This window comes from Pseudomonas sp. GW822-FHT04C11 (assembly GCF_058800905.1).
The window spans coordinates 111,024-133,294 of the sequence record NZ_JBXAMS010000017.1 but is presented as its reverse complement, the minus strand read 5'-3'; the positions used below and the strand labels follow the sequence as shown (position 1 = coordinate 133,294).

At 58.6% G+C, this 22,271-nt stretch carries 18 protein-coding genes; 5 read left to right on the top strand and 13 right to left on the bottom strand.

The window, feature by feature from the left end:
- Nucleotides 1-11: 11 nt before the first annotated feature.
- Complete coding sequence (locus AC1RJ3_RS24070; protein ID WP_493080880.1) at nucleotides 12-2,702, top strand: DEAD/DEAH box helicase; 2,691 nt, start codon at nucleotides 12-14, stop codon at nucleotides 2,700-2,702.
- Nucleotides 2,703-2,836: 134 nt separating this feature from the next.
- On the opposite strand, the gene AC1RJ3_RS24065 is transcribed toward AC1RJ3_RS24070, so the two are convergent.
- From AC1RJ3_RS24065 to AC1RJ3_RS24050, 4 genes are read right to left on the bottom strand one after another with little or no spacing between them, the layout of a single operon-like run.
- Nucleotides 2,837-3,574, bottom strand: a complete 738-nt coding sequence (locus tag AC1RJ3_RS24065) for an S-methyl-5'-thioinosine phosphorylase (RefSeq protein WP_103315332.1) — start codon at nucleotides 3,572-3,574, stop codon at nucleotides 2,837-2,839.
- A 12-nt stretch (nucleotides 3,575-3,586) separates the two neighbouring features.
- Nucleotides 3,587-4,585, bottom strand: coding sequence for a beta-N-acetylhexosaminidase (nagZ, locus tag AC1RJ3_RS24060; protein ID WP_493080903.1), 999 nt, complete (start codon nucleotides 4,583-4,585; stop codon nucleotides 3,587-3,589).
- An 8-nt stretch (nucleotides 4,586-4,593) separates the two neighbouring features.
- The gene (locus tag AC1RJ3_RS24055) at nucleotides 4,594-4,746 is read right to left on the bottom strand and encodes a hypothetical protein (protein WP_158248910.1); all 153 of its coding nucleotides are present in this window, start codon (nucleotides 4,744-4,746) and stop codon (nucleotides 4,594-4,596) included.
- 48 nt (nucleotides 4,747-4,794) lie between these two features.
- On the bottom strand, nucleotides 4,795-5,502 hold the full coding sequence (locus AC1RJ3_RS24050) for a TetR/AcrR family transcriptional regulator (protein WP_054593186.1): 708 nt from the start codon (nucleotides 5,500-5,502) through the stop codon (nucleotides 4,795-4,797).
- Between the two features lie 252 nt (nucleotides 5,503-5,754).
- Here AC1RJ3_RS24050 and lexA point away from each other — a divergent pair, with 252 nt between their 5' ends.
- Both lexA and sulA read left to right on the top strand, forming a co-directional pair.
- A complete protein-coding gene (lexA, locus tag AC1RJ3_RS24045; protein WP_054593187.1) occupies nucleotides 5,755-6,363 on the top strand; it encodes a transcriptional repressor LexA in 609 nt (202 codons plus the stop codon).
- A gap of 10 nt (nucleotides 6,364-6,373) precedes the next feature.
- The gene (gene sulA, locus AC1RJ3_RS24040; RefSeq protein WP_103315334.1) at nucleotides 6,374-6,847 is read left to right on the top strand and encodes an SOS-induced cell division inhibitor SulA; all 474 of its coding nucleotides are present in this window, start codon (nucleotides 6,374-6,376) and stop codon (nucleotides 6,845-6,847) included.
- 106 nt (nucleotides 6,848-6,953) lie between these two features.
- Here sulA and AC1RJ3_RS24035 read toward each other — a convergent pair whose 3' ends face one another.
- The 7 genes from AC1RJ3_RS24035 to AC1RJ3_RS24005 all read right to left on the bottom strand — a co-directional run bounded on the left by AC1RJ3_RS24035 (nucleotide 6,954) and on the right by AC1RJ3_RS24005 (nucleotide 15,409).
- Nucleotides 6,954-7,187 (bottom strand): hypothetical protein, encoded by a 234-nt coding sequence (locus tag AC1RJ3_RS24035; protein WP_019692745.1) that lies wholly within the window; start codon nucleotides 7,185-7,187, stop codon nucleotides 6,954-6,956.
- Nucleotides 7,188-7,338: 151 nt separating this feature from the next.
- A complete protein-coding gene (locus tag AC1RJ3_RS24030) occupies nucleotides 7,339-7,863 on the bottom strand; it encodes a DUF6586 family protein (RefSeq protein ID WP_054593191.1) in 525 nt (174 codons plus the stop codon).
- Between the two features lie 143 nt (nucleotides 7,864-8,006).
- A complete protein-coding gene (gene topA / locus AC1RJ3_RS24025; RefSeq protein ID WP_493080875.1) occupies nucleotides 8,007-10,628 on the bottom strand; it encodes a type I DNA topoisomerase in 2,622 nt (873 codons plus the stop codon).
- Nucleotides 10,629-10,742: 114 nt separating this feature from the next.
- Nucleotides 10,743-10,979, bottom strand: coding sequence for a DUF1653 domain-containing protein (locus tag AC1RJ3_RS24020; protein WP_019692748.1), 237 nt, complete (start codon nucleotides 10,977-10,979; stop codon nucleotides 10,743-10,745).
- Between the two features lie 100 nt (nucleotides 10,980-11,079).
- On the bottom strand, nucleotides 11,080-12,255 hold the full coding sequence (gene fadA, locus AC1RJ3_RS24015; RefSeq protein ID WP_019692749.1) for an acetyl-CoA C-acyltransferase FadA: 1,176 nt from the start codon (nucleotides 12,253-12,255) through the stop codon (nucleotides 11,080-11,082).
- A gap of 30 nt (nucleotides 12,256-12,285) precedes the next feature.
- Nucleotides 12,286-14,433, bottom strand: a complete 2,148-nt coding sequence (fadB, locus tag AC1RJ3_RS24010; protein WP_103315335.1) for a fatty acid oxidation complex subunit alpha FadB — start codon at nucleotides 14,431-14,433, stop codon at nucleotides 12,286-12,288.
- A 538-nt stretch (nucleotides 14,434-14,971) separates the two neighbouring features.
- Nucleotides 14,972-15,409, bottom strand: a complete 438-nt coding sequence (locus AC1RJ3_RS24005) for a hypothetical protein (protein WP_493080872.1) — start codon at nucleotides 15,407-15,409, stop codon at nucleotides 14,972-14,974.
- 104 nt (nucleotides 15,410-15,513) lie between these two features.
- Here AC1RJ3_RS24005 and AC1RJ3_RS24000 point away from each other — a divergent pair, with 104 nt between their 5' ends.
- A complete protein-coding gene (locus AC1RJ3_RS24000; RefSeq protein WP_019689573.1) occupies nucleotides 15,514-15,951 on the top strand; it encodes a universal stress protein in 438 nt (145 codons plus the stop codon).
- A 179-nt stretch (nucleotides 15,952-16,130) separates the two neighbouring features.
- Here AC1RJ3_RS24000 and AC1RJ3_RS23995 read toward each other — a convergent pair whose 3' ends face one another.
- Complete coding sequence (locus AC1RJ3_RS23995; RefSeq protein ID WP_216744814.1) at nucleotides 16,131-18,047, bottom strand: ATP-binding cassette domain-containing protein; 1,917 nt, start codon at nucleotides 18,045-18,047, stop codon at nucleotides 16,131-16,133.
- Between the two features lie 213 nt (nucleotides 18,048-18,260).
- Between AC1RJ3_RS23995 and AC1RJ3_RS23990 the strand changes: the two genes are divergently transcribed.
- Nucleotides 18,261-20,189, top strand: coding sequence for a transglycosylase SLT domain-containing protein (locus AC1RJ3_RS23990; protein WP_054593196.1), 1,929 nt, complete (start codon nucleotides 18,261-18,263; stop codon nucleotides 20,187-20,189).
- A gap of 130 nt (nucleotides 20,190-20,319) precedes the next feature.
- On the opposite strand, the gene AC1RJ3_RS23985 is transcribed toward AC1RJ3_RS23990, so the two are convergent.
- On the bottom strand, nucleotides 20,320-22,119 hold the full coding sequence (locus AC1RJ3_RS23985) for an ABC transporter transmembrane domain-containing protein (RefSeq protein WP_493080869.1): 1,800 nt from the start codon (nucleotides 22,117-22,119) through the stop codon (nucleotides 20,320-20,322).
- Nucleotides 22,120-22,271 lie beyond the last annotated feature (152 nt).

Below are 22,271 nucleotides of genomic sequence, written 5' to 3'. Positions count from 1 at the left end.
TTGAAGTCCCCATGCCCCCGAACCTGAGCAAACCCCTGGCCCCTTCCTGGGTCAGCCGATTCAAGGAACAAAGCCTGGAGCGTGGCCGCCGCTACGCACTGGAAAATCGCGCCAGGATCGTCGAGGCCGGCGACAGCACCATCACCGCCAGTTGCGAAGGCTCTGGCGGCAATGTTTACCGCCAGACCATTACGCTGCGCGAATCCACCAAAGGCACTCTGTTACTGGTCGATGCAACGTGCAGTTGCCCGGTGCGCGTCAACTGCAAGCATTGCGCTGCAGTGTTGCTCAAAGTCCAGGAAACCCTTGAGTACCCGGCCGCCGCCAAAGATGCCGAGCTGCTGGAAAAACTGCAGGCGGTCCTCGAAAACCGTACGCCCGCACCTTTACCACAACTGCTGGTGGACAACGTGCAACCGGTGCCGCGTCTGTGGCTGGCGAGCATCGAGTTCAGCGCCTTCGAACCGCGCAACGGCAAAATGCAGCGCTACATCCAGCACCGTGCCGCGCTGTCGTTCAACTATCTGGATGAATACGTCAGCGGACAGAAAAATGCCGACATCCTGATCCGACAGGAACAGCAAACGCTACGAATCAAACGCCAGCCGGACGTCGAAAAAGCCTACCGGGAACAGCTGCGAATCCTTGGATTCAGAGTGGCGACCCGCCAAAGCAAAGCCTTGCCGGAAAGCGCCGGCGAACTGTATGAGATGGTCAACGACAGCGCCTGGCTGACGTTCACTCTCAATGAGCTGCCCAAGTTACGCACCCAGGGCTGGGAGCTGCAGATTGACGAAGACTTCGGCTTTGACCTGACGGCGGTCGATGACTGGTACGCCACGGTCGAAGAGGCGCCGGAGCGCGACTGGTTTGATCTGGAGCTGGGGATTATCGTCAATGGCGAGCGCCTGAGCCTGCTGCCGATCCTGCTGAACCTGATGCGCTCGCACACCGAGATTCTCAACCCGGAACGCCTGGCCAGACGCCGCGACGATGAACTGATTCTGGTGAACATCCCGCACCGTCCGAACGCCGAATCCGGCCCTTTGCAGGTCGCGCTGCCGCTCGGTCGTTTAAAGCCTGTGCTGGCGACCCTTGGCGAGTTTTACCTGCAAGAGCCCGGCGAAACCAAGTTGCGCCTGAGCAGCGCCGACGCCACTCGCCTGAATCCGCTGGAAGACATGCCTCTGCTTTGGGAAGGTGGCGAGCACATCCGCACCTTCGCCCAGCGCCTGCGTGACATCAAGGATTACACGACCGAAGCGCCCGAAGGACTGAACGCCACATTACGGCCTTACCAGCTTGAAGGCTTGAGCTGGATGCAGTCGCTGCGGCAACTGGAAGTCGGCGGCATCCTTGCGGACGACATGGGCCTGGGCAAAACCCTACAGACCCTGGCGCATGTGCTGACCGAGAAAAACGCCGGCCGCCTGGACCGGCCGTGCATGGTGGTAATGCCCACCAGCCTGATTCCCAACTGGCTCGACGAAGCGGCGCACTTTGCCCCACAACTCAAAGTGCTGGCGCTGTATGGCACTGGACGTAAAAAGCATTTTGAGCATTTGGCCGAATACGACCTGATCCTCACCACGTATGCGCTGCTGCCCAAGGATGTCGAACGCTTGGCAACGCAGCCATTGCATGTGCTAGTGCTCGACGAAGCGCAATACATCAAGAACCCCAACAGCAAGGCCGCTCATGCGGCTCGAGAGCTCAATGCCCGCCAGCGCCTATGCCTGAGCGGCACACCACTGGAAAATCACCTGGGCGAGCTGTGGTCGCTGTTTCACTTCCTGCTGCCCGGCTGGTTGGGCGACGTGAAAAGCTTCAATCGCGATTACCGCGTACCCATCGAAAAACGCGCCAGCGATGTACGACTGCAACACCTGAACGGTCGGATCAAGCCGTTCCTGTTGCGTCGAACCAAGGAACAGGTCGCCACCGAACTGCCACCGAAAACCGAGATCGTCCATTGGGTCGAGCTCAACGAGGCGCAGCGCGACGTTTACGAAACCATGCGCCTGGCCATGGACAAGAAAGTCCGCGACGAGATCACCCGCAAAGGTGTGGCGCGCAGTCAGATCATCATTCTTGAAGCGCTGCTCAAGCTGCGGCAGGTGTGCTGCGACCTGCGGCTGGTCAATGAGGCCGCCCTGCCCACGCGCGGCAGCACCTCGGGCAAGCTCGACAGCCTGATGGAGATGCTTGAGGAACTGTTCGAAGAAGGCCGCAAGATCCTGCTGTTTTCACAGTTCACCTCGATGCTCTCGCTGATCGAAGACGAACTGGATAAACGCGGCATCGCTTACGCGCTGCTGACCGGGCAAACCCGCGATCGACGTACTCCGGTGAAAGACTTCCAGAGCGGCAAGCGTCAGATTTTCCTGATCAGCCTGAAAGCAGGCGGCGTTGGCCTGAACCTGACAGAAGCCGACACGGTGATTCACTATGATCCATGGTGGAACCCGGCAACGGAAAACCAGGCCACCGACCGCGCTTACCGGATCGGCCAGGAGAAGCCGGTGTTCGTCTACAAGATGATTGCCCGCGGCACCGTCGAAGAAAAAATCCAGCACCTGCAAAAGGAAAAGTCCGACCTCGCGGCCGGCGTACTGGATGGGCGTTCGACCGGGGACTGGAAGCTGCAGAGCGACGATATCGAAGCGTTGTTTGCGCCGTTGCCGGACAAATCGAAGATTTAGCGGTGACTGCAAGATCGCCATCGCGGGCAAGCCTTGCTCCTACGGTTTTTGAGTCGATCGCGATATTTGCGGTCAACATGGATCTGTAGGAGCAAGGCTTGCCCGCGATGGGGTCAACTCGGTGTAACGAATGCTTAACCTTTAAGCACCCGCGCCAACGTCGACTTCACTTTGCCCATTCCGTCATGCAGCGCTTGCTCGATCTCGGCCATGGTAATCACCGCCGTCGATTTGCCCGCCGCCGGGTTCACCACCAGCGCCAGACACGCGTAATCCAGCTCCAGCTCGCGAGCCAATGCCGCTTCCGGCATACCGGTCATGCCGACGATGTCGCAGCCATCACGCTCCAGGCGGGCGATCTCGGCAACGGTTTCCAGCCGCGGGCCCTGGGTGCAGGCATACACACCGTGACTGCTGTAGGCACAGCCTTCAGCCGCCAACGCGGCAATCAACTGCTCGCGTAATGGTTCGCTGTAGGGATAGCTGAAATCGATGTGGGTGACCTGCTCCAGGTCATCGGCAAAATAGGTGTGCTGGCGACCGCTGGTGTAATCGATCAATTGATGAGGCACGCAGAAATGCCCGGTGCCCATGGCGGCATGAATCCCACCGACCGCATTGACCGCCAGAATCGCCTGCGCGCCTGCCTGCTTCAATGCCCACAGGTTGGCCCGATAATTCACCTGATGCGGCGGAAAACGGTGCGGATGGCCGTGACGAGCGAGAAACAGCACTTCCCGCCCAGCGTATTCACCGACCTGGATCTCGGCCGATGGTGCGCCGTACGGCGTGTCCAGAGCCAATGACTGGCGAATGCTCAAGCCTTCGAGCTGGGTCAGGCCGGTGCCACCGATAATCGCGTAAACCGTCATTGCAAAAAGTCCTTAATCAATCAGTTGGGCATCTTTGAGCGCGCCAAGAGCGGTAAGCCAGCGCGGATCCTGCCGGTAATCGGTGCTGGCGAACGACTGGCTGCGCATCCGCGCGATGCGTGCAGACGGCTTGACCTTCAGGCGTTGAGCCGCGCTCAGCGCCAGTTCTGCGGCCGCACGGTCATTGCACACCAGGCCCATATCGCAACCCGCAGACAGCGCCGCTTCGATCCGGCTGGCAGCGTCGCCGACAACATGAGCACCGGCCATCGACAGATCGTCACTGAAGATCACCCCATCAAACTGTAATTCTCCACGCAGGATGTCCTGCAGCCAGCGGCGCGAGAAGCCGGCGGGCTGTGAGTCGACCTGCGGGTAGATCACGTGAGCAGGCATCACTGCCGCCAGCTGCTTGCTCAAGCGTGCGAACGGCACGAGGTCCTTGGCGCGGATTTCCTCGAGACTGCGCTCGTCATTCGGAATCGCGACGTGCGAATCGGCCTCCGCCCAGCCGTGGCCAGGGAAGTGCTTGCCGGTCGCCGCCATGCCGGCGTTGTTCATGCCGCGAATGAACGCCCCCGCCAGCAAGGCCGCACGTTCCGGATCACCTTCAAACGAACGGGTACCGACCACGGCACTGCGCTGGTAGTCGAGGTCCAGCACCGGGGCAAAGCTCAAGTCGAGGCCGACAGCCAGCACTTCGGTCGCCATGATCCAGCCACACTGCTCGGCCAGGTATTCGGCGTTCGGGTTGTCAGCAATCGCCCGCATGGCAGGCAGACGCACGAAACCCTGACGCAGGCGCTGCACCCGACCGCCCTCCTGGTCCACCGCCAACAGCAGGTCAGGACGCACCGCACGAATCGACGCACTCAACTCTCGGACCTGGCGTGGATGCTCGATATTGCGCGCAAAAATGATCAGTCCACCCACTTCGGGCTGACGCAACAGTTGGCGATCTTCGGCCGTCAGCCAGGTACCGGCGACGTCCACCATCAACGAGCCTTGCAGGCCAGCAGTCATAAAAATTCCTTGATAACGAAAAGCGCGCGCGGCGCATCTTTGAAGAGCCCGGCCCGATGCAGACACACGACTTCGCCACCAAGGGTAATACCCGGCGGAACGTGGTCGGTAAAAGAAAAATCGAGCGGGTCTGAAACGAGAGTCGGCATGGGCGGCTAGCTTAGCGGATGTAAGCTGCCGCGCCCACCCGTGAACTGTTAAACCTTGGCGGCGACGGGTGCCGATTTGCTGCGAGGACGCAACTGGGCCGATGCCATGGCCTCGTCGGTGACGCCGGTTTCTGCGCGCATGCCAGCAGCCAGGAACGGCACCATCAGACGCATCACCTGCTCGATCGAGGTGTTCACCCCGAAATCGGTCTCGGCGATAGCGCGCAAGGCCTTGATCCCCGACATGCTGAACGCCGCTGCGCCGAGCATGAAGTGCACGCGCCAGAACAGTTCGATAGGCGGAATACGCGGCGCGGCTTCATTGACCAGCAGCATGTAACGACGGAATACCTTGCCGTACATGTCTTCCAGGTAACGCCGCAAATGCCCCTGGCTCTGACTGAATGCCAGCCCCAACAGGCGCATGAAGATAGACAAATCGTTGCCGCTGCGTGGCTGCACCACAAGGGCTTGTTCGACGAGAATTTCCAGCAGCTCTTCAAGGCTCGGCTTGCTGTCCGGCTTGGCCTGACGGCGCTCCAGCTCACGATCGAGACTGATGCAGAAAGGCCCGAGAAAACGCGAGAAAACTGCCTGAATCAAGGCCTTCTTTGAGCCGAAATGATAATTCACTGCCGCCAGATTGACCCCAGCCTTGCTGGTGATCAGCCGCAATGAAGTTTCGGCAAAACCTTTTTCCGCGAACAACTGCTCGGCAGCATCGAGAATGCGTTCAACGGTTTCCGACTGGGCCATGGCTACTCCGCCTGACAAACACTTGTTTGAAACATACGTTTCAGCCTGAGCATTGTCAAGCCTGCCTGTTCGTTTTGCGAACGGTCGGTCAGCTATTTAACCATACAAGTCGGGAGCTGTAGCCAGTCCTACAAGCAGCAAGCTGACGATCTGTAAACCTACCGTCCAGCGGTCAGATAAAAAAGGAGGATTGCCAAGACCACTCCACTGTATATAATCCCAGTCACTGTATAAAAAGACAGAGCGATCGACATGATAAAACTGACGCCACGCCAAGCTGAGATTCTGGCTTTTATCAAACGCTGCCTCGAAGACAACGGCTATCCGCCGACCCGTGCAGAAATCGCCCTGGAGCTTGGCTTCAAGTCGCCCAATGCTGCGGAAGAACACCTCAAGGCACTGGCGCGCAAGGGTGCAATCGAAATGACGCCCGGCGCTTCACGCGGCATTCGCATCCCGGGCTTCGAAGCCAAGGCCGACGAGTCCACCTTGCCGATCATTGGCCGAGTTGCTGCCGGCGCCCCGATTCTCGCTCAACAACACATCGAAGAATCCTGCAACATCAATCCTTCCTTCTTCCATCCACGCGCCGACTATTTGTTGCGCGTTCACGGCATGAGCATGAAGGACGTGGGGATTTTCGACGGCGACCTGCTCGCCGTGCACACCACTCGCGAGGCCCGTAACGGCCAGATCGTGGTTGCGCGGATCGGCGACGAGGTGACCGTCAAGCGTTTCAAGCGCGACGGCAGCAAGGTCTGGCTGATTGCCGAAAACCCCGAGTTTGCCCCGATCGAAGTGAACCTGAAAGATCAGGACCTGGTGATCGAAGGCTTGAGTGTCGGCGTCATTCGCCGCTAAAGGAGGCGTTATGCAGTTCCCTCACACACCACAGCACACCCAACTTCCGCTGTTCGAAGCGTTCATGGCGCAGCCGTTGGCGCCGACTCTCAAAGACGTGGTCGAGTCACCCTGGAGCGCCGAACCCGAAGTGTTCAGTGAGCTGTCATTGCGTGGTGCGGCTGGGAGCTGCCTGAACCTTCTGGCCCCCATCCTCAGAGAGTTGAGCCAGGACAAGGACGCTCGCTGGCTGACACTGATCGCGCCACCCGCCAGCCTGACTCAAGCCTGGCTGCGAGATGCCGGCCTGAACCGCGAACGCATTCTGTTGCTACAACCTCGGGGAACACAAAGCGCCCAGCAACTGGCGTGCGAAGCCTTGCGCCTGGGCCGCAGTCACACCGTTGTAAGCTGGCTGAACCCGTTGAGTTCCAGCGCGCGCCAACAGCTGATCAGCGCCGCCCGTACCGGGGATGCTCAAAGTCTGAATATTCGGCTGGGCTAAGTGACACTCACTGTGCACTTGAAAGGCGCAGGGCTTCTCCAGGACAGAGAAGCCAATCTGTAACATCAACGTGAAATGATGCCCTGCGAAAAGCCGACGAACGGAATCAATGAAGAATCCGCGGCCCTTCTTCTTTGTCGAATTCGCCTTCAACCAAGCGTCCAGCCATCTGCACACCCACGCTCAACATCGCCTTGGCGACTTCAACGTGCTGGCCCTGCAGGAACGCTTTGGCGTCTTCAGAGAAGTTCAAAGTCACCAGAGAACCCTCGTCCTCAGCTCTGCGCAGCTCAATACGGCCGTCTGGCAGTTCGACAATTTCTAGAAAGGACGTTGGCATAAAAGTCTGTTCTCCACGAAAGGCGGGGATTATATAGCCATCAGCGCGGCTTCGCTCGGGATCTTGACCGGCTGCACGTCACCGAAACCCATGCTGAAGATCATCCCTGATCCATGGCCATCACTGAACACTCAGCATTCCGTGCGCAGATTCAGCACTCATTCAACCCTTCGCGAAACCGAATCGCCAAGTCCTTTAGGTTCTGACGCCAGCTTTCCAGCTCTTCTCGACTCAACTCTTGAGGCGCCTCTTCTTCATCGAGGTTAACCGCCATGATCAGCGGTTGGGTCACGTCACCCTTGGGCTTGTGCGGCACGCGTGGCGGTTGAAACAGCGCGGCATGGGCAGCCAAAAGCTTTGCCAGCCAGGTTTCAGGGTTATTCGCCAACTCGACCATCTCCGCCATTTCCGGAATAGCGATGGTCTCGAGCACTTCACGAGTCAGCAACAATTCTGCTCGCGGTGCATTGGCCTGAGGCAAACGGTAAAAACCGGCAATCTCATGACACAAGCCCAGCAGTGCGCCGTACAAGTGAAACAACGCTGACTCACGCCCGGCCTGGATCAGCGCCAGGGAATTCATTGCCCGTCCCTCTTCCGCCCGGGCCAGCGCCTCAAGCGACAGACCGGCAAAGTAAATTTTCTGATTGGTACGGGTATAGAGCTCAAAGGCCATGACGGCAGTCTCCACAACGAAATAAGACGCGTAATGCAGGTCTGACAGTGTCATGGATCAGACAAGCCGACCGCAAGCACAAAACAAAAGGCCGCATGAAAACCCGAGGGTTCGCATGCGGCCTTTGGCGTCGCATTGCCCGATTATTTGGCTACGCGCTTGTCTTCAACCACCCACTTGCCACCGTCGTAGAATGCCTTCCAACCGGTAGGCTTGCCTTCGACTTCGGTCTGCACGTACTGCTCCTTGGTCTTGCGGCTGTAACGGATCACTGCCGGGAGACCATCCGGGTCCTTCTTCGGCGCCGCGCAGAGGAAGTGGTACTTCGGATCGATCTCATCCTTGTGCGGCACGATCTCGATCACCAGCGGAGCACGGGTCTCGCGGTTTTTCGGGAACTGGCTCGCCGCCAGGAACAGGCCGGAAGCACCGTCACGCAGAATGTAGGTGTCGTTGACCTTCTCGCACTTGAGCTCGGGCATCTTCACCGGATCCATCTTCGGCGGTGCCGCGTCACCGCTCTTCAGCAGTTTGCGGGTGTTCTTGCAGGTCGCGTTGGTGCAACCGAAGAACTTGCCGAAACGACCAGTCTTCAACTGCATTTCGCTGCCGCACTTATCGCACTCCAGGCTCGGACCTTCGTAGCCCTTGATGCGATAGCTGCCTTCTTCGATCTCGTAACCTGCACAATCCGGGTTGTTACCGCAGATGTGCAGCTTGCGCTTCTCATCCAGCAGGTAAGCATCCATCGCGGTACTGCAGATCGGGCAGCGATGCTTGCCACGCAGCACCAAAGACTCCGACTCACCCTCGTCGTCCGCAGCGATTTCATCGCCCGGTACCAGGTTGACAGTGGCTTTGCAGCGCTCTTTTGGTGGCAGGCTGTAGCCCGAGCAACCAAGGAACACACCGGTCGATGCTGTACGAATCTGCATCGGACGACCGCAGGTGAGGCACGGAATGTCGGTCATGACCGGCTGATTGGCACGCATGCCGTTTTCCGCGCTCTCGGCTACTTCGAGTTTCTTCTTGAAGTCGCCGTAGAACTCGTCCAGCACGTTTTTCCAGTCGCGCTCACCCTGGGCGACGTCATCGAGGTTCTCTTCCATGCCGGCAGTGAAGCCGTAGTCCATCAGGTTCGAGAAGCTTTCGGACAGACGCTCGGTGACGATGTCACCCATCTTTTCCGAGTAGAAACGACGGTTGTGCAGCGCGACGTAACCGCGGTCCTGGATAGTCGAAATGATCGCCGCGTAGGTCGAAGGACGACCGATACCGCGTTTTTCCATTTCTTTAACCAGGCTCGCTTCCGAGTAACGTGCCGGTGGCTTGGTGAAGTGCTGGCTTGGATCAAGCTTGATCAGCTTCAGCACATCGCCTTGAGCCATGTCCGGCAGCACATCGTCGTCGCCAGGCTTGGCCATTTGCGGCATGACGCGGGTGTAACCGTCGAACTTCAGGATGCGGCCCTTGGCACGCAGCTCGAAGCCGCTAGCTGCGACGCTGACGGTGGTCGACAGGTATTTCGCCGGCAGCATCTGGCACGCGACGAATTGGCGCCAGATCAGCTCGTAGAGACGCTCAGCATCACGCTCCATGCCCGACAGCTTGCTTGGATCGGTATTCACGTCAGAAGGACGAATCGCTTCGTGAGCTTCTTGCGCGCCTTCCTTGCTGCTGTAGACGTTCGGTGTTTCCGGCAGGTACTTGCTACCGAACTCACCTTCAATATAAGTACGCGCCATCGCCACGGCATCAACCGAGAGGTTGGTCGAGTCGGTACGCATGTAAGTGATGTAGCCAGCTTCGTACAGACGCTGGGCCATCATCATGGTTTTCTTCACGCCGAAGCCCAGGCGGTTACTGGCAGCCTGTTGCAGTGTGGACGTGATGAACGGTGCCGACGGCTTGCTGCTGGTCGGTTTGTCTTCGCGCTTGGCGATGGTGTAGCTGGAAGCCTTGAGCTTCTCCAGCGCAGCCATGGCCTGGGCTTCGTTGAACGGCTTGAAGGCTTCGCCGTTTTCACGGGCCACTTCAAAACGCACATTGGCGCCCTTGGCAGTGCCAAGGTCAGCGTGAACTTCCCAGTACTCTTCCGGGTTGAACGCGCGAATCTCGCGCTCACGCTCCACCACCAGCTTCACGGCTACCGATTGCACACGGCCGGCAGACAGACCGCGAGCGATCTTGGCCCACAGCAGCGGCGAAACCATGTAACCCACCACGCGGTCGAGGAAGCGACGCGCCTGCTGGGCATTGACCCGATCGATGTCCAGCTCGCCCGGCTGGGAGAAGGCTTCCTGAATCGCCTTCTTGGTGATTTCGTTGAACACCACGCGCTTGTAGCGGCTGTCATCACCACCGATGGCTTCGCGCAGGTGCCAGGCAATGGCTTCCCCCTCGCGATCCAAGTCGGTTGCGAGATAGATGGTGTCAGCATCTTTGGCGAGCCGGCGCAGCTCTTCGATGACCTTTTCCTTGCCCGGGAGGATCTCGTACTTGGCTTTCCAGCCATGATCGGGATCGACACCCATGCGCGAGACCAGCTGCTTGCGCGCCTTTTCTTTAGGCGACAGCGCCGGCACTTCACCAGCAGCAGCCTTGCCGCGCTTGGCAGCAGGCTCTTTGCTGGCGCTAGCCGAACCGCTGGTGGGCAGGTCTCGGATATGGCCGATACTCGACTTCACCACGTATTGGTTACCCAGATACTTGTTGATGGTCTTGGCCTTAGCCGGGGATTCCACAATGACCAGCGATTTGCCCATGGATCAGAAAATTCCTGAATTCTAGAAGTGAAAGGCGGTTGGCGCCTGACGCGGCACCGCTATATATAGTGGCAACAAGGTGAGGTCAAGCGCAGGGTTCTGCGCGCTCTCAGCTTATGGCCTTGAAAAAAGGCTTGGTTCGGCCTGCACCAAAGCAAAGCGTGGGACCTGTTCGCCGTCAACTTCGACCGACTCCAGGAACATGCTCAAGGGACGCACCCAAAAGCCGTAATCGCCATACAGGGCTTGGTAGAAGACCACTTCTTCTTCGGTCTCGGAATGCCGCGCAACACTGAATACGCGGTACTGCGGACCTTTGTAATGCTGGTAGAGCCCTGGTTGTATCGGCATGGTCTGGCCCTCACTCAAATCACTTGAAATAAAAAACAAAAAAAATCTTCAGAAAAACAAAAACCGGGGCACTTGGCCCCGGCTTCCGTCGACGAATCGCTTAAACGCGTTCGAAAACGGTGGCAATGCCCTGGCCGAGGCCAATGCACATGGTCGATACACCGAAGGTGCCGCCATTCTGCTTCATTACATTGAGCAGCGTGCCGGAGATACGTGCACCGGAGCAACCGAATGGGTGGCCCAGGGCGATCGCGCCGCCGTGCAGGTTAACCTTCTCGTTCATCTTGTCGAGCACTTTCAAATCTTTCAGCACTGGCAGGGCCTGTGCAGCGAAAGCTTCGTTGAGTTCGAAGAAGTCGATATCGGCAATACCCAGACCTGCACGCTTCAGTGCTTTCTGTGTCGCCGGTACTGGACCATAGCCCATGATCGCCGGATCCACACCTGCCACTGCCATCGAGCGGATCACCGCCATCGGCTGGATGCCCAGGTCCTGTGCACGCTGCGCCGACATCACGATCATGCACGAAGCACCATCGGTGATCTGCGACGAAGTACCGGCTGTCACGGTGCCACCCTTTGGATTGAACGCCGGCTTCAACGCCGCCAGGCTTTCCAGGGTAGTTTCCGGACGGATGGTTTCGTCGTAGTCGAACAGTTTCAGGAAACCGTTCTCGTCGTAACCCTGCATCGGGATGATTTCGTCTTTGAACTTGCCTTCCACCGTCGCTTTATGGGCGAGTTGGTGGGAGCGCACGCCGAAGGCATCTTGCTGCTCACGGGTAATGCCGTGCATTTTGCCGAGCATTTCAGCGGTCAGGCCCATCATGCCCGAGGCTTTCGCCGCGTACAGCGACATGTGCGGGTTCGGATCGACACCGTGCATCATGCTCACGTGACCCATATGCTCGACGCCGCCAACCACGAACACGTCACCATTACCGGTCATGATCGCTTGCGCTGCGGTGTGCAATGCACTCATCGACGAGCCACACAGGCGGCTGACGGTCTGGCCGGCAGCCGTGTGCGGGATCTGAGTCATCAAGGACGCCATGCGGGCGATGTTCCAGCCCTGCTCCAGGGTCTGGTTCACGCAGCCCCAGATCACGTCTTCGACTTCGCTCGGGTCGACCTTGACGTTGCGTTCCAGCAACTTGCTGATCAGGTGTGCCGACATGTCTTCGGCGCGGGTGTTGCGGTGCATGCCGCCCTTGGAGCGGCCCATCGGAGTACGACCGAAGTCGACAATCACGACGTCTCTAGGATTCAAGCTCATATAATTTCACTCTCGCTCTAGTGTGGGCGCTTAACCGAAGAAGCTCTGGCCGTTTTTGGCCATCTCGCGCAGCTTCTCGGTCGGGTGGTACAGCGCGCCCAAATCAGCGTACTGGTCAGCCAGGGCAACGAACTCTGCAACACCGATTGCGTCGATGTAGCGCAGTGCACCGCCACGGAATGGAGGGAAACCAATACCGTAGACCAGACCCATGTCGGCTTCGGCAGCGGTTTCGACGATGCCGTCTTCCAGGCAACGCACGGTTTCCAGGCACAGCGGGATCATCATCCAGTTGATGATGTCTTCGTCGGTCACTTCACGCTGTTCGAAGACGATTGGCTTGAGCACTTCGAGTACCGACGGATCGGCTACTTTCTTCTGCTTGCCGCGCTTGTCGGTCTCGTAGGCGTAGAAGCCCTTGCCGTTCTTCTGGCCCAGGCGCTTGGCTTCATAGAGCACGTCAACGGCCGAACGACGGTCGTCTTTCATGCGGTCCGGGAAGCCTTCAGCCATCACGTCACGACCGTGGTGACCGGTGTCGATACCGACCACGTCCATCAGGTACGCCGGGCCCATTGGCCAGCCGAATTTTTCCATGATCTTGTCGATGCGGACGAAGTCCACACCGGCGCTGACCAACTTGGCGAAACCGCCGAAGTACGGGAACAGTACGCGGTTGACCAGGAAGCCCGGGCAGTCGTTGACGACGATCGGGTTCTTGCCCATTTTCTTGGCGTAGGCAACGGTGGTGGCAACGGCCAGCTCGCTGGACTTCTCGCCACGAATGACTTCAACCAGCGGCATCATGTGCACCGGGTTGAAGAAGTGCATGCCGACGAAGTTTTCCGGACGCTTGAGGGCCTTGGCCAACAGGCTGATGGAAATGGTCGAGGTGTTCGACGCGAGGATGGTGTCCTCTTTGACCTTGTCTTCGACTTCGGCCAATACCGCTTGCTTGACCTTAGGGTTCTCGACAACGGCTTCGACCACCAGGTCGACGTGACCGAAATCACCGTAGGACAAAGTTGGACGGATGCCGTTGAGCACTTCGGCCATTTTGGCTGCGGTCATGCGGCCTTTATCAACGCGGCCAACCAGCAGTTTCGCGGCTTCGGCCAGCCCCTGCTCGATACCGTGCTCGTTGATGTCCTTCATCAGGATCGGCGTGCCTTTGGACGCCGACTGATAAGCGATACCGCCCCCCATGATACCGGCGCCGAGTACGGCAGCCTGTTTCACGTCTTTGGCGATTTCGTCGTAGGCCTTGGCTTTTTTCTTCAGCTCCTGATCGTTCAGGAACAGACCGATCAAGCTCTGCGCAGCAGAGGTCTTGGCCAGTTTGACGAAGCCGGCAGCTTCAACTTCCAGAGCTTTGTCGCGACCGAAGTTCGCGGCTTTCTGGATAGTCTTGATTGCTTCAACCGGCGCAGGGTAGTTCGGGCCAGCCTGACCGGCCACGAAACCTTTGGCGGTTTCGAAAGCCATCATTTGCTCGATGGCGTTCAGCTTGAGCTTTTCCAGCTTCGGCTGACGCTTGGCCTTGTAATCGAACTCACCGGAAATGGCGCGCTTGATCAGTTCCAGGGCCGCTTCCTGCAGCTTCTCTGGAGCGACCACCGCATCGACTGCGCCGACTTTCAGCGCATCTTCCGGACGGTTTTCCTTACCAGCGGCAATCCACTCGATGGCGTTGTCGGCACCGATGATGCGCGGCAGGCGAACGGTACCGCCGAAGCCTGGGTAGATGCCCAGTTTGACTTCCGGCAGACCGATCTTGGCCGTGGTGGACATGACGCGGTAATCCGCCGCCAGGCACATTTCCAGACCGCCACCCAAAGCGATGCCGTTGATCGCGGCCACGGTTGGTACATTGAGGTCTTCGAAATCGCTGAAAATCTTGTTGGCTTCGAGGTTGCCAGCAACCAGCTCTGCATCCGGCAGCTTGAAGTTGTCGACGAATTCGGTGATGTCGGCACCGACGATGAATACGTCCTTGCCACTGCTGACGATCACACCCTTGACCGACGCATCTGCCTTGATGGCGTCTACGGCCGAACGTAGTTCGTTCAGGGTTAGACGGTTGAACTTGTTGACGGACTCACCCTTGAGGTCGAATTTCAATTCGACGATGCCACTTTCAAGAGCCTTAACCGTGATGGCTTTACCTTCGTAAATCATCAACTGATCTCCACGATATGGAAGCTGAACAGTACACGTCGGACGCTGACGTTCTGGCTCGGCATGGACGTTACCGTCGATGCTAACGCCATCCCACCAGGCACACCCGCCAACGCGATAGTCGGGATTCTGTAGGAGCCGTCTGTAATACAAACGCTCAATTCATACGCCCGTTTGATTTGGGTACGCCACCTTCACGGAATTTCCGACAATTGTCAATCGCCCAAAAGACGGGTTATCACTCGACTTTGCGGTCATATCCGTACCACGAAGACCTGCAACACGCGGATGCATGTTCAACTATTCATAGAATCAATATTTAGAAACGTCGCCCTAATTAGCTGCGCAACTCGAAATACAAGCTACGCTGGCCGGGGACGATAAACGAAAAAACAGAGGCGCTTATGGCGAACGCCAAGCGCAAGATCAACGCCACGCCTTGGGCAGCGTGACGATTCAGCGAATTACCGGCCTGCCTGGCCACTCCAGCCCGATGACGATGTCGGGCTTTTTATTGCCTGTGTGTAGGCGCTGCGTTTCAGGCTAATGCCTTCAGCACGGCATCGATCTCATTCAATACACTGGCCTCGCCCCGCTCCCCCCAATACAAGGTGATCATTTGCTTGTCGGCCTCAACCTTGTAGACGTTGGCCGGCAACTTCCGGAAATGAATCAGCAACGACTCATCCTGACAAACCTCTCGCCATTGATTGACCCACACGCCTGGCGCACTTTGCCAATAAATCCAGCACGCCGGCTGACTGCCCCGTCGCGGCCGATGGTATTGCGCACACGGGCTGGGCGGCGCTGGCTCCAGCCAATGCGGCCACTCCTGCGGCGCCAGCTGCATGGCCAGGCCAATACGCCGCGCCTCCATGCGCAAGGCCATCTGCCCCCCCTGTTTACGCGAAGGCCGCAGCCATGCCAGCGGGCTCAGCACCACTGCGAGGATTGACACCACTATCCAGACCGTCATATCTGTACTCCCGATTCTTGATGGGCGGATTGACCCCAGTCAGAACCAATCCGCTTGAAACCAGCCATACTTACCGTTATCGCAATCCTCAGGAGGAGCACCTCATGCCCTACCACCATATTCTGGTCGCCGTAGATCTAACCGAAGAGTGCGATCCTGTGATTCACCGTGCTCGCGAGTTATCGGTCAGCAACGGTGCCAAATTGTCCCTGGTTCATATTGTCGAACCGATGGCCATGGCCTTTGGTGGTGACGTGCCGATGGACCTGTCGCAATTGCAGCAACAGCAATTCGACCAGGCCAAGGAGCGCCTCGAGCGCCTGATCAACAAATATCCTGAACTTTCCAAAGAATACAGCCACTTGACCTATGGCCAGCCACGCCAGGAAATCCATCATATGGCCAAGGAACAGGAATGCGACCTGATCGTCGTCGGCAGTCATGGCCGCCACGGCCTCGCACTGCTGCTGGGTTCCACCGCCAATGACGTGCTGCACGGTGCACCTTGCGATGTGCTGGCGGTGCGCCTGATCAAAAGCTGAATACGTCCAAATGGAGATCCAGTGTAGGAGCCGGGCTTGCCCGCGATGGGACCATTACAGGCAATGCAAAGACCGAGGTGACGCCATCGCAGGCAAGCCAGCTCCCACATAAAATCGCATTCCATATGAAAAGCCCGGCGCTCATTACTGAACGCCGGGCTTTTTCATAACAGGATCAATCAGGCATCCAGCTCGGCCCAGCGCTCGACCAGTGCATCGAGTTCCGCTTGCAGTTGCTCAAGCTGCGCGATGACCTTGGCGGTTTCGGCAGCAGGACGCTGATAGAAACCCGCATCGGCCATTTCGGCTTGCACCTTGGCGATCTGCTGTTCCTTGGCATCGATATCGCCCGGCAACGCTTCCAGCTCGCGTTGCAGCTTGTAGCTGAGCTTTTTCTTGGCCACTGGCGCTTCTTGAGCCACCACGGGTGCAGGCGCTGCGGTGACGACCGCAGAGTTCAGGTCGGCCTTGCCGGATTTGCTCTCGGTCACGCCCAGCAGGCGCGGCGAGCCACCCTGACGCAGCCAGTCCTGATAACCACCGACGTATTCACGAACCTTGCCTTCACCTTCGAAGACCAGGGTACTGGTGACCACGTTGTCGAGGAATGCCCGGTCGTGACTGACCATCAGCACGGTGCCGTTGAAGGTCAGCAAGACCTCTTCGAGCAGCTCGAGGGTTTCCACGTCGAGGTCGTTGGTCGGTTCGTCGAGTACCAGCAGGTTAGCCGGTTTGCTGAACAACTTGGCCAGCAACAGACGCGCACGCTCACCACCCGACAACGCCTTGACCGGCGTGCGGGCACGCTGCGGGCTGAACAGGAAGTCGCCGAGGTAACTCAGTACGTGACGGCTCTGACCATCGATATCGATAAAGTCGCGACCTTCGGCGACGTTGTCGATCACGGTCTTTTCCAGATCCAGCTGATGGCGCAGCTGGTCGAAATAGGCCACATCGATGCGAGTGCCCTCTTCAACCGTACCGCTGGTCGGCTGCAAACCGCTGAGCATCAACTTCAACAAAGTGGTTTTGCCGGTACCGTTGGCGCCCAGCAGACCGATACGGTCGCCGCGCTGCAGGACCATGGAGAAATCCTTGATCAGGAACGGGCCATCCGGGTGGGCAAAGCTGACGTTCTCGAGGACCATCACCTGCTTCCCGGACTTGTCAGCGGTATCCAGCTGAATATTGGCCTTGCCGGTCCGCTCACGACGCTCGCTACGCTCGACGCGCAGCGCCTTGAGGGCGCGAACTCGACCTTCGTTACGGGTGCGACGAGCCTTGATGCCCTGGCGGATCCAGACTTCTTCCTGGGCCAGCTTCTTGTCGAACAACGCGTTGGCAGTCTCTTCAGCGGCCAGCGTGGCTTCCTTGTGCACGAGGAAGCTGGCGTAGTCGCCGTTCCAGTCGATCAGGCCGCCGCGATCCAGTTCCAGGATGCGAGTTGCCAGGTTTTGCAGGAAAGAACGGTCGTGCGTAATGAACAGCACGGCGCCCTGGAAATCCTTCAACGCCTCTTCGAGCCAGGCGATGGCACCGATGTCCAGGTGGTTGGTCGGTTCGTCGAGCAGCAGCAGATCCGGTTCGGAAACCAGGGCCTGCGCGAGCAGGACGCGACGACGCCAGCCGCCGGACAATTCGGCGAGGGTTTTGTCAGCCGGCAATTGCAGCCGGCTCAGGGTGCTGTCGACCAATTGCTGCAAACGCCAGCCATCGCGAGCTTCGAGGTCGTGCTGGACGTGCATCAGTTTGTCCAGATCAGCGTCGGTGACGATGTTCTGGCTCAGGTGATGATACTGCGCGAGCAGCTCGCCCACACCGTCCAGGCCTTCGGCAACCACGTCGAACACTGTCCGCTCGTCGGCCACCGGCAGTTCTTGCGGTAATTCGCCGATCTTGAGGCCTGGTGCGCGCCAGACGGAGCCGTCATCAGGCTTCTGATCGCCCTTGACCAGCTTCATCATGCTGGATTTGCCAGTGCCGTTGCGGCCGATGATGCACACCCGCTCACCACGGGCGATCTGCCAGGACACCTTGTCCAACAACGGCATAGCGCCGAAAGCAAGGGACACATCGCTGAATTTGAGCAGGGTCATGAGCTTCTCCAAAAACCGGGCGCGCATTCTACCTGACTTGCGACGTCAGAAGGCCGGCATTTTCAATGTCGAAGCACTCTGCACAACATTTGTTGCGATCTTGTACCGACGAGCCGGCAAAGCTTTCGCCGGTTGCTGGCAAAAGGCTAAGCTATAAATAATCAGTGCTCGCATTTGCAGGCACTTGTCGTGTTTTTTCTGCCCGGATGTCTCATGCGCAGTCGCCTTTTCAGTTTTTTATCCTGTTTGCTTCTTTCTGCCGCTGCCGTTCAATCCGCCCAGGCGGTGGACTTGTCTACCCAACGCCAGTATTACGACGAAGCCAAGCGCGCCTTGGCCAAAGGCGATACAGGTCCGTATTTTCGCTACAGCCAGGAGCTGAGCGATTACCCGCTGGAGCCGTATCTGGCCTATGACGAGTTGACGGCGCGCCTGAAAACCGCGAGCAACGATGAAATCGAAAGGTTCCTCGCCGAGCACGGCGACCTGCCGCAAGCCAACTGGATGAAATTGCGCTGGTTGCGCTGGCTGGCTGAGCGGGGCGACTGGGCGACCTTCGTCAAATACTACGACCCCAAGCTCAATTTCACTGAACTGGACTGCCTCAATGCGCAATACCAGATCGGTCACAACCTCAAATCCGAAGGTTACGCCAACGCTGACAAACTCTGGCTGACTGGCAAATCCCAGCCTGAAACCTGCGACTCGTTGTTTGCGCAATGGGCCGCCGAGGGCCAACTGACCGAACAGAAACGCTGGGAACGCCTCAAACTCGCGGCTCACGCACGCAACTATGCGCTGGCCAACAGTTTGATCAACAACATGACCACCCTGGCATCGCGTGGGCGTTTATTGGTTGATGTCGCGCAAAGACCCGAAATGCTCGACCAGCCTTCGCGCTTCACCCCGGCCGATGAAGCCATGTCTGACATTGTCAGTCTTGGCCTGCGCCGCTTCGCGCGCCAGGATCCGGACCGGGCGATGGCCCTGCTCGACAGCTATGCCGTCAGCATGCATTTCTCTCGCGACGAAAAGGTCGCCATCGCCCGTGAAATCGGCCTGACCCTGGCCCGTCGTTTCGACAGCCGCGCCCTTGATGTCATGACCAAGTACGACCCGGAGCTGCGTGACAACACCGTATCCGAATGGCGCTTGCGCTTGCTGTTGCGCCTGGCGCGCTGGGACGAAGCCTATCAGTTGACCAGCCGCCTGCCACAGGATCTGGCCCTTACCAATCGCTGGCGCTACTGGAAGGCCCGCAGCCTGGAGCTGGCCCAACCACAAAACCCGGAAGCGCAAACCCTGTACAAGAGTCTGGCCCGTGAGCGCGACTTCTATGGGTTCCTTGCCGCTGACCGTTCGCAATCGCCTTACTCGCTGATCAACAAGCCACTGATGTTGAGCCCGGCGCTGATCAATAAGGTTCGCAATACACCGGGTATACGTCGGGCGCTGGAATTCCTTGCCCGGGGGCAGATCGTCGACGGGCGCCGCGAGTGGTATCACGTCAGCCGTCACTTTAGCCGTGACGAAATGGTTGCCCAGGCAAAACTGGCGTACGACCTGAAATGGTATTTCCCGGCGATCCGCACCATCAGCCAGGCGCAGTACTGGGACGATCTGGACATTCGTTTCCCGATGGCCCACCGCGATACCCTGGTACGTGAAGCCAAGGTCCGCGGCCTGCATTCGAGCTGGGTGTTCGCCATTACCCGCCAGGAAAGTGCCTTCATGGACGATGCCCGCTCTGGCGTCGGCGCCAGCGGCCTGATGCAGTTGATGCCCGGCACCGCCAAGGAAACCGCGCGCAAGTTCAGCATTCCGCTGGCCTCGCCACAGCAAGTGCTGGACCCGGACAAAAACATCCAGCTCGGCGCTGCCTACCTGAGCCAGGTCCACAGCCAGTTCAACGGCAACCGGGTCCTCGCCACCGCCGCCTACAACGCCGGCCCAGGTCGTGTTCGCCAGTGGCTGAGCGGTGCCAACCACCTGAGCTTCGATGTCTGGGTGGAAAGCATCCCGTTCGATGAAACCCGCCAGTACGTACAGAACGTGCTGTCTTACTCGGTGATCTACGGCCAGAAGCTCAATTCACCGCAACCGCTGGTGGATTGGCATGAGCGGTACTTCGACGATCAGTAGGAGCTGGCGCAGCCTGCGATCTTTTGATCCGGACTTCGGAAAGCTTTAGCATGAGGCGCTGACAAAAATGCCCGCATTGAAAGATGCGGGCATTTTTTGTGAAGGCCTACTTGGTCGGTTACTTAGTCGGTTACTTGGTCGCTCCGTCGAAAAGACCGCCATCTTCGGCCGCCCCAACAAACTGCAACGCCGCCAGCCGCGCATACAGCGCATTGCTGGCGAGCAGTTCCTGGTGTGTACCCACCGCTATCAGTTTTCCCTGGTCCATCACCGCGATCCGGTCGGCGTTCTTTACCGTGGCCAGGCGATGGGCAATGACCAGCGTGGTGCGGTTTTTCATCAGGCTGGGCAGTGCTTGCTGGATCAGGTGTTCACTTTGCGCATCGAGGGCGCTGGTGGCTTCGTCCAGCAGCAGGATCGGTGCATCCACCAATAACGCCCGGGCGATGGCCAGGCGCTGACGCTGACCGCCGGAAAGTCCGAGACCGCCGTCGCCCAGATGCGTCTGGTAGCCATCAGGCATTTTTTCGATGAAGTCGTGGGCGTAGGCAATTTTCGCCGCTTCCTGGACCTGAGCCAGGGTCGCCGAGGGTTTGCCATAGCGGATGTTCTCTTCGATGCTGCCGAAGAACAGCGCCGGGTTTTGCGACACCAGCGCGAAACAACGGCGCAAATCCATAGGATCAAGTTGGGTCAGCGGCACGCCATCGAGCAGGATGCGGCCCGCGATCGGATCGTAAAAGCGCAGCAGCAGGTCATAAACCGTCGACTTGCCGGCCCCCGAAGGTCCGACCAGCGCGAGGGTTTCACCGGCCTTGATGCTGAGACTCAAACCATCGATAGCGTAGCTTTCGGGCCGTGACGGGTAGGAAAAACGTAGATCTTCGAGCAGCAAATCGCCACGCACTCGATCAGGCAATGTCACTTGCCCCGAGACCGGTGGCTGGATGATGTTTTCCGAGCGCAGCAACTCGGCAATTCGTTCAGCCGCACCGGCCGCCCGCTGCAGCTCGCCAATCACTTCGCTCAAGGTGCCAAAGGCACTGCCGACGATCAGGCTGTAGAACACGAAGGCCGCCAGCTCACCCGCGGAAATCCGCCCGGCGATCACGTCCATGCCGCCGACCCAGAGCATCACCGCGACCGCCCCCAGCACCAGCATGATCACCAGGGTAATCAGCCAGGCGCGCTGGACGATACGTTTGCGTGCGGTATCGAAAGCCTCTTCCACGGTGACGGCGAAGCGCTGCTCGTCCTGCACCTGATGGTTATAGGCCTGCACGGTCTTGATCTGGCCGAGCGATTCCGACACATAGCTGCCGATGTCGGCAATGCGATCCTGGCTCAAGCGCGACAGGCGGCGAACCCGGCGACCGAAGATCAGAATCGGTGCGATCACCAATGGCAGCGTCACCACCACAATGCTGGTGAGTTTCGGGTTGGTGATAAACAGCAGCACGACTCCGCCGATGACCATCAGCAAATTGCGCAGGAACAGCGACAGCGACGAGCCGATCACCGATTGCAGCAGCGTGGTATCGGCCGTCAGACGCGACTGGATCTCCGAGCTGCGGTTGTTCTCGTAGAACCCCGGGTGCAGGTAAATCAAATGATTGAACACCTGTTGACGGATATCGGCCACGCAACGCTCACCGATCCACGACACCAGGTAAAAACGCATGAAAGTGCCGATCGCAAGGCCCAACACCAGCAACATGAACACGCCGATAGACTGGTTGAGCAACTGCGGTGACTGGGTCATGAAGCCCTGGTCCACCAGCAGGCGAATGCCCTGCCCCATGGACAAGGTAATGCCGGCAGTGACTATCAGCGCCAGCAAGGCACCGAGCGCCTGCCAACGGTAAGGTGCAACAAAACGACTGGCCAGGCGAATCGCACGGCGGTGACGGGCAGACAGCATCAGGATCATCCGAAAGCGCTAACTGAAAGAATCAACCTGGCCAAGCCTACACCGGTCGATCCGCCGCAACGCTGTAAATCACAATGAGTCAGGTTAAATATGACCGCTGACAATAGAGCCTAGACGTTATCGGTCTAAAGTCCGGCTAGAAGTCCTGGGTT

Coding starts and splice junctions, on each gene's coding strand:
- fadB (WP_103315335.1), bottom strand. CDS start 14,433: ATGATTTACGAAGGTAAAGCCATCACGGTTAAGGCTCTTGAAAGTGGC.
- AC1RJ3_RS24065 (WP_103315332.1), bottom strand. CDS start 3,574: ATGACGGTTTACGCGATTATCGGTGGCACCGGCCTGACCCAGCTCGAA.
- AC1RJ3_RS24000 (WP_019689573.1), top strand. CDS start 15,514: ATGCCCTACCACCATATTCTGGTCGCCGTAGATCTAACCGAAGAGTGC.
- topA (WP_493080875.1), bottom strand. CDS start 10,628: ATGGGCAAATCGCTGGTCATTGTGGAATCCCCGGCTAAGGCCAAGACC.
- AC1RJ3_RS24030 (WP_054593191.1), bottom strand. CDS start 7,863: ATGGCCTTTGAGCTCTATACCCGTACCAATCAGAAAATTTACTTTGCC.
- AC1RJ3_RS23990 (WP_054593196.1), top strand. CDS start 18,261: ATGCGCAGTCGCCTTTTCAGTTTTTTATCCTGTTTGCTTCTTTCTGCC.
- AC1RJ3_RS24020 (WP_019692748.1), bottom strand. CDS start 10,979: ATGCCGATACAACCAGGGCTCTACCAGCATTACAAAGGTCCGCAGTAC.
- AC1RJ3_RS24055 (WP_158248910.1), bottom strand. CDS start 4,746: ATGCCGACTCTCGTTTCAGACCCGCTCGATTTTTCTTTTACCGACCAC.
- AC1RJ3_RS24005 (WP_493080872.1), bottom strand. CDS start 15,409: ATGACGGTCTGGATAGTGGTGTCAATCCTCGCAGTGGTGCTGAGCCCG.
- AC1RJ3_RS24035 (WP_019692745.1), bottom strand. CDS start 7,187: ATGCCAACGTCCTTTCTAGAAATTGTCGAACTGCCAGACGGCCGTATT.
- AC1RJ3_RS23985 (WP_493080869.1), bottom strand. CDS start 22,119: ATGATCCTGATGCTGTCTGCCCGTCACCGCCGTGCGATTCGCCTGGCC.
- sulA (WP_103315334.1), top strand. CDS start 6,374: ATGCAGTTCCCTCACACACCACAGCACACCCAACTTCCGCTGTTCGAA.
- AC1RJ3_RS24070 (WP_493080880.1), top strand. CDS start 12: ATGCCCCCGAACCTGAGCAAACCCCTGGCCCCTTCCTGGGTCAGCCGA.
- AC1RJ3_RS24050 (WP_054593186.1), bottom strand. CDS start 5,502: ATGGCCCAGTCGGAAACCGTTGAACGCATTCTCGATGCTGCCGAGCAG.
- fadA (WP_019692749.1), bottom strand. CDS start 12,255: ATGAGCTTGAATCCTAGAGACGTCGTGATTGTCGACTTCGGTCGTACT.
- AC1RJ3_RS23995 (WP_216744814.1), bottom strand. CDS start 18,047: ATGACCCTGCTCAAATTCAGCGATGTGTCCCTTGCTTTCGGCGCTATG.
- lexA (WP_054593187.1), top strand. CDS start 5,755: ATGATAAAACTGACGCCACGCCAAGCTGAGATTCTGGCTTTTATCAAA.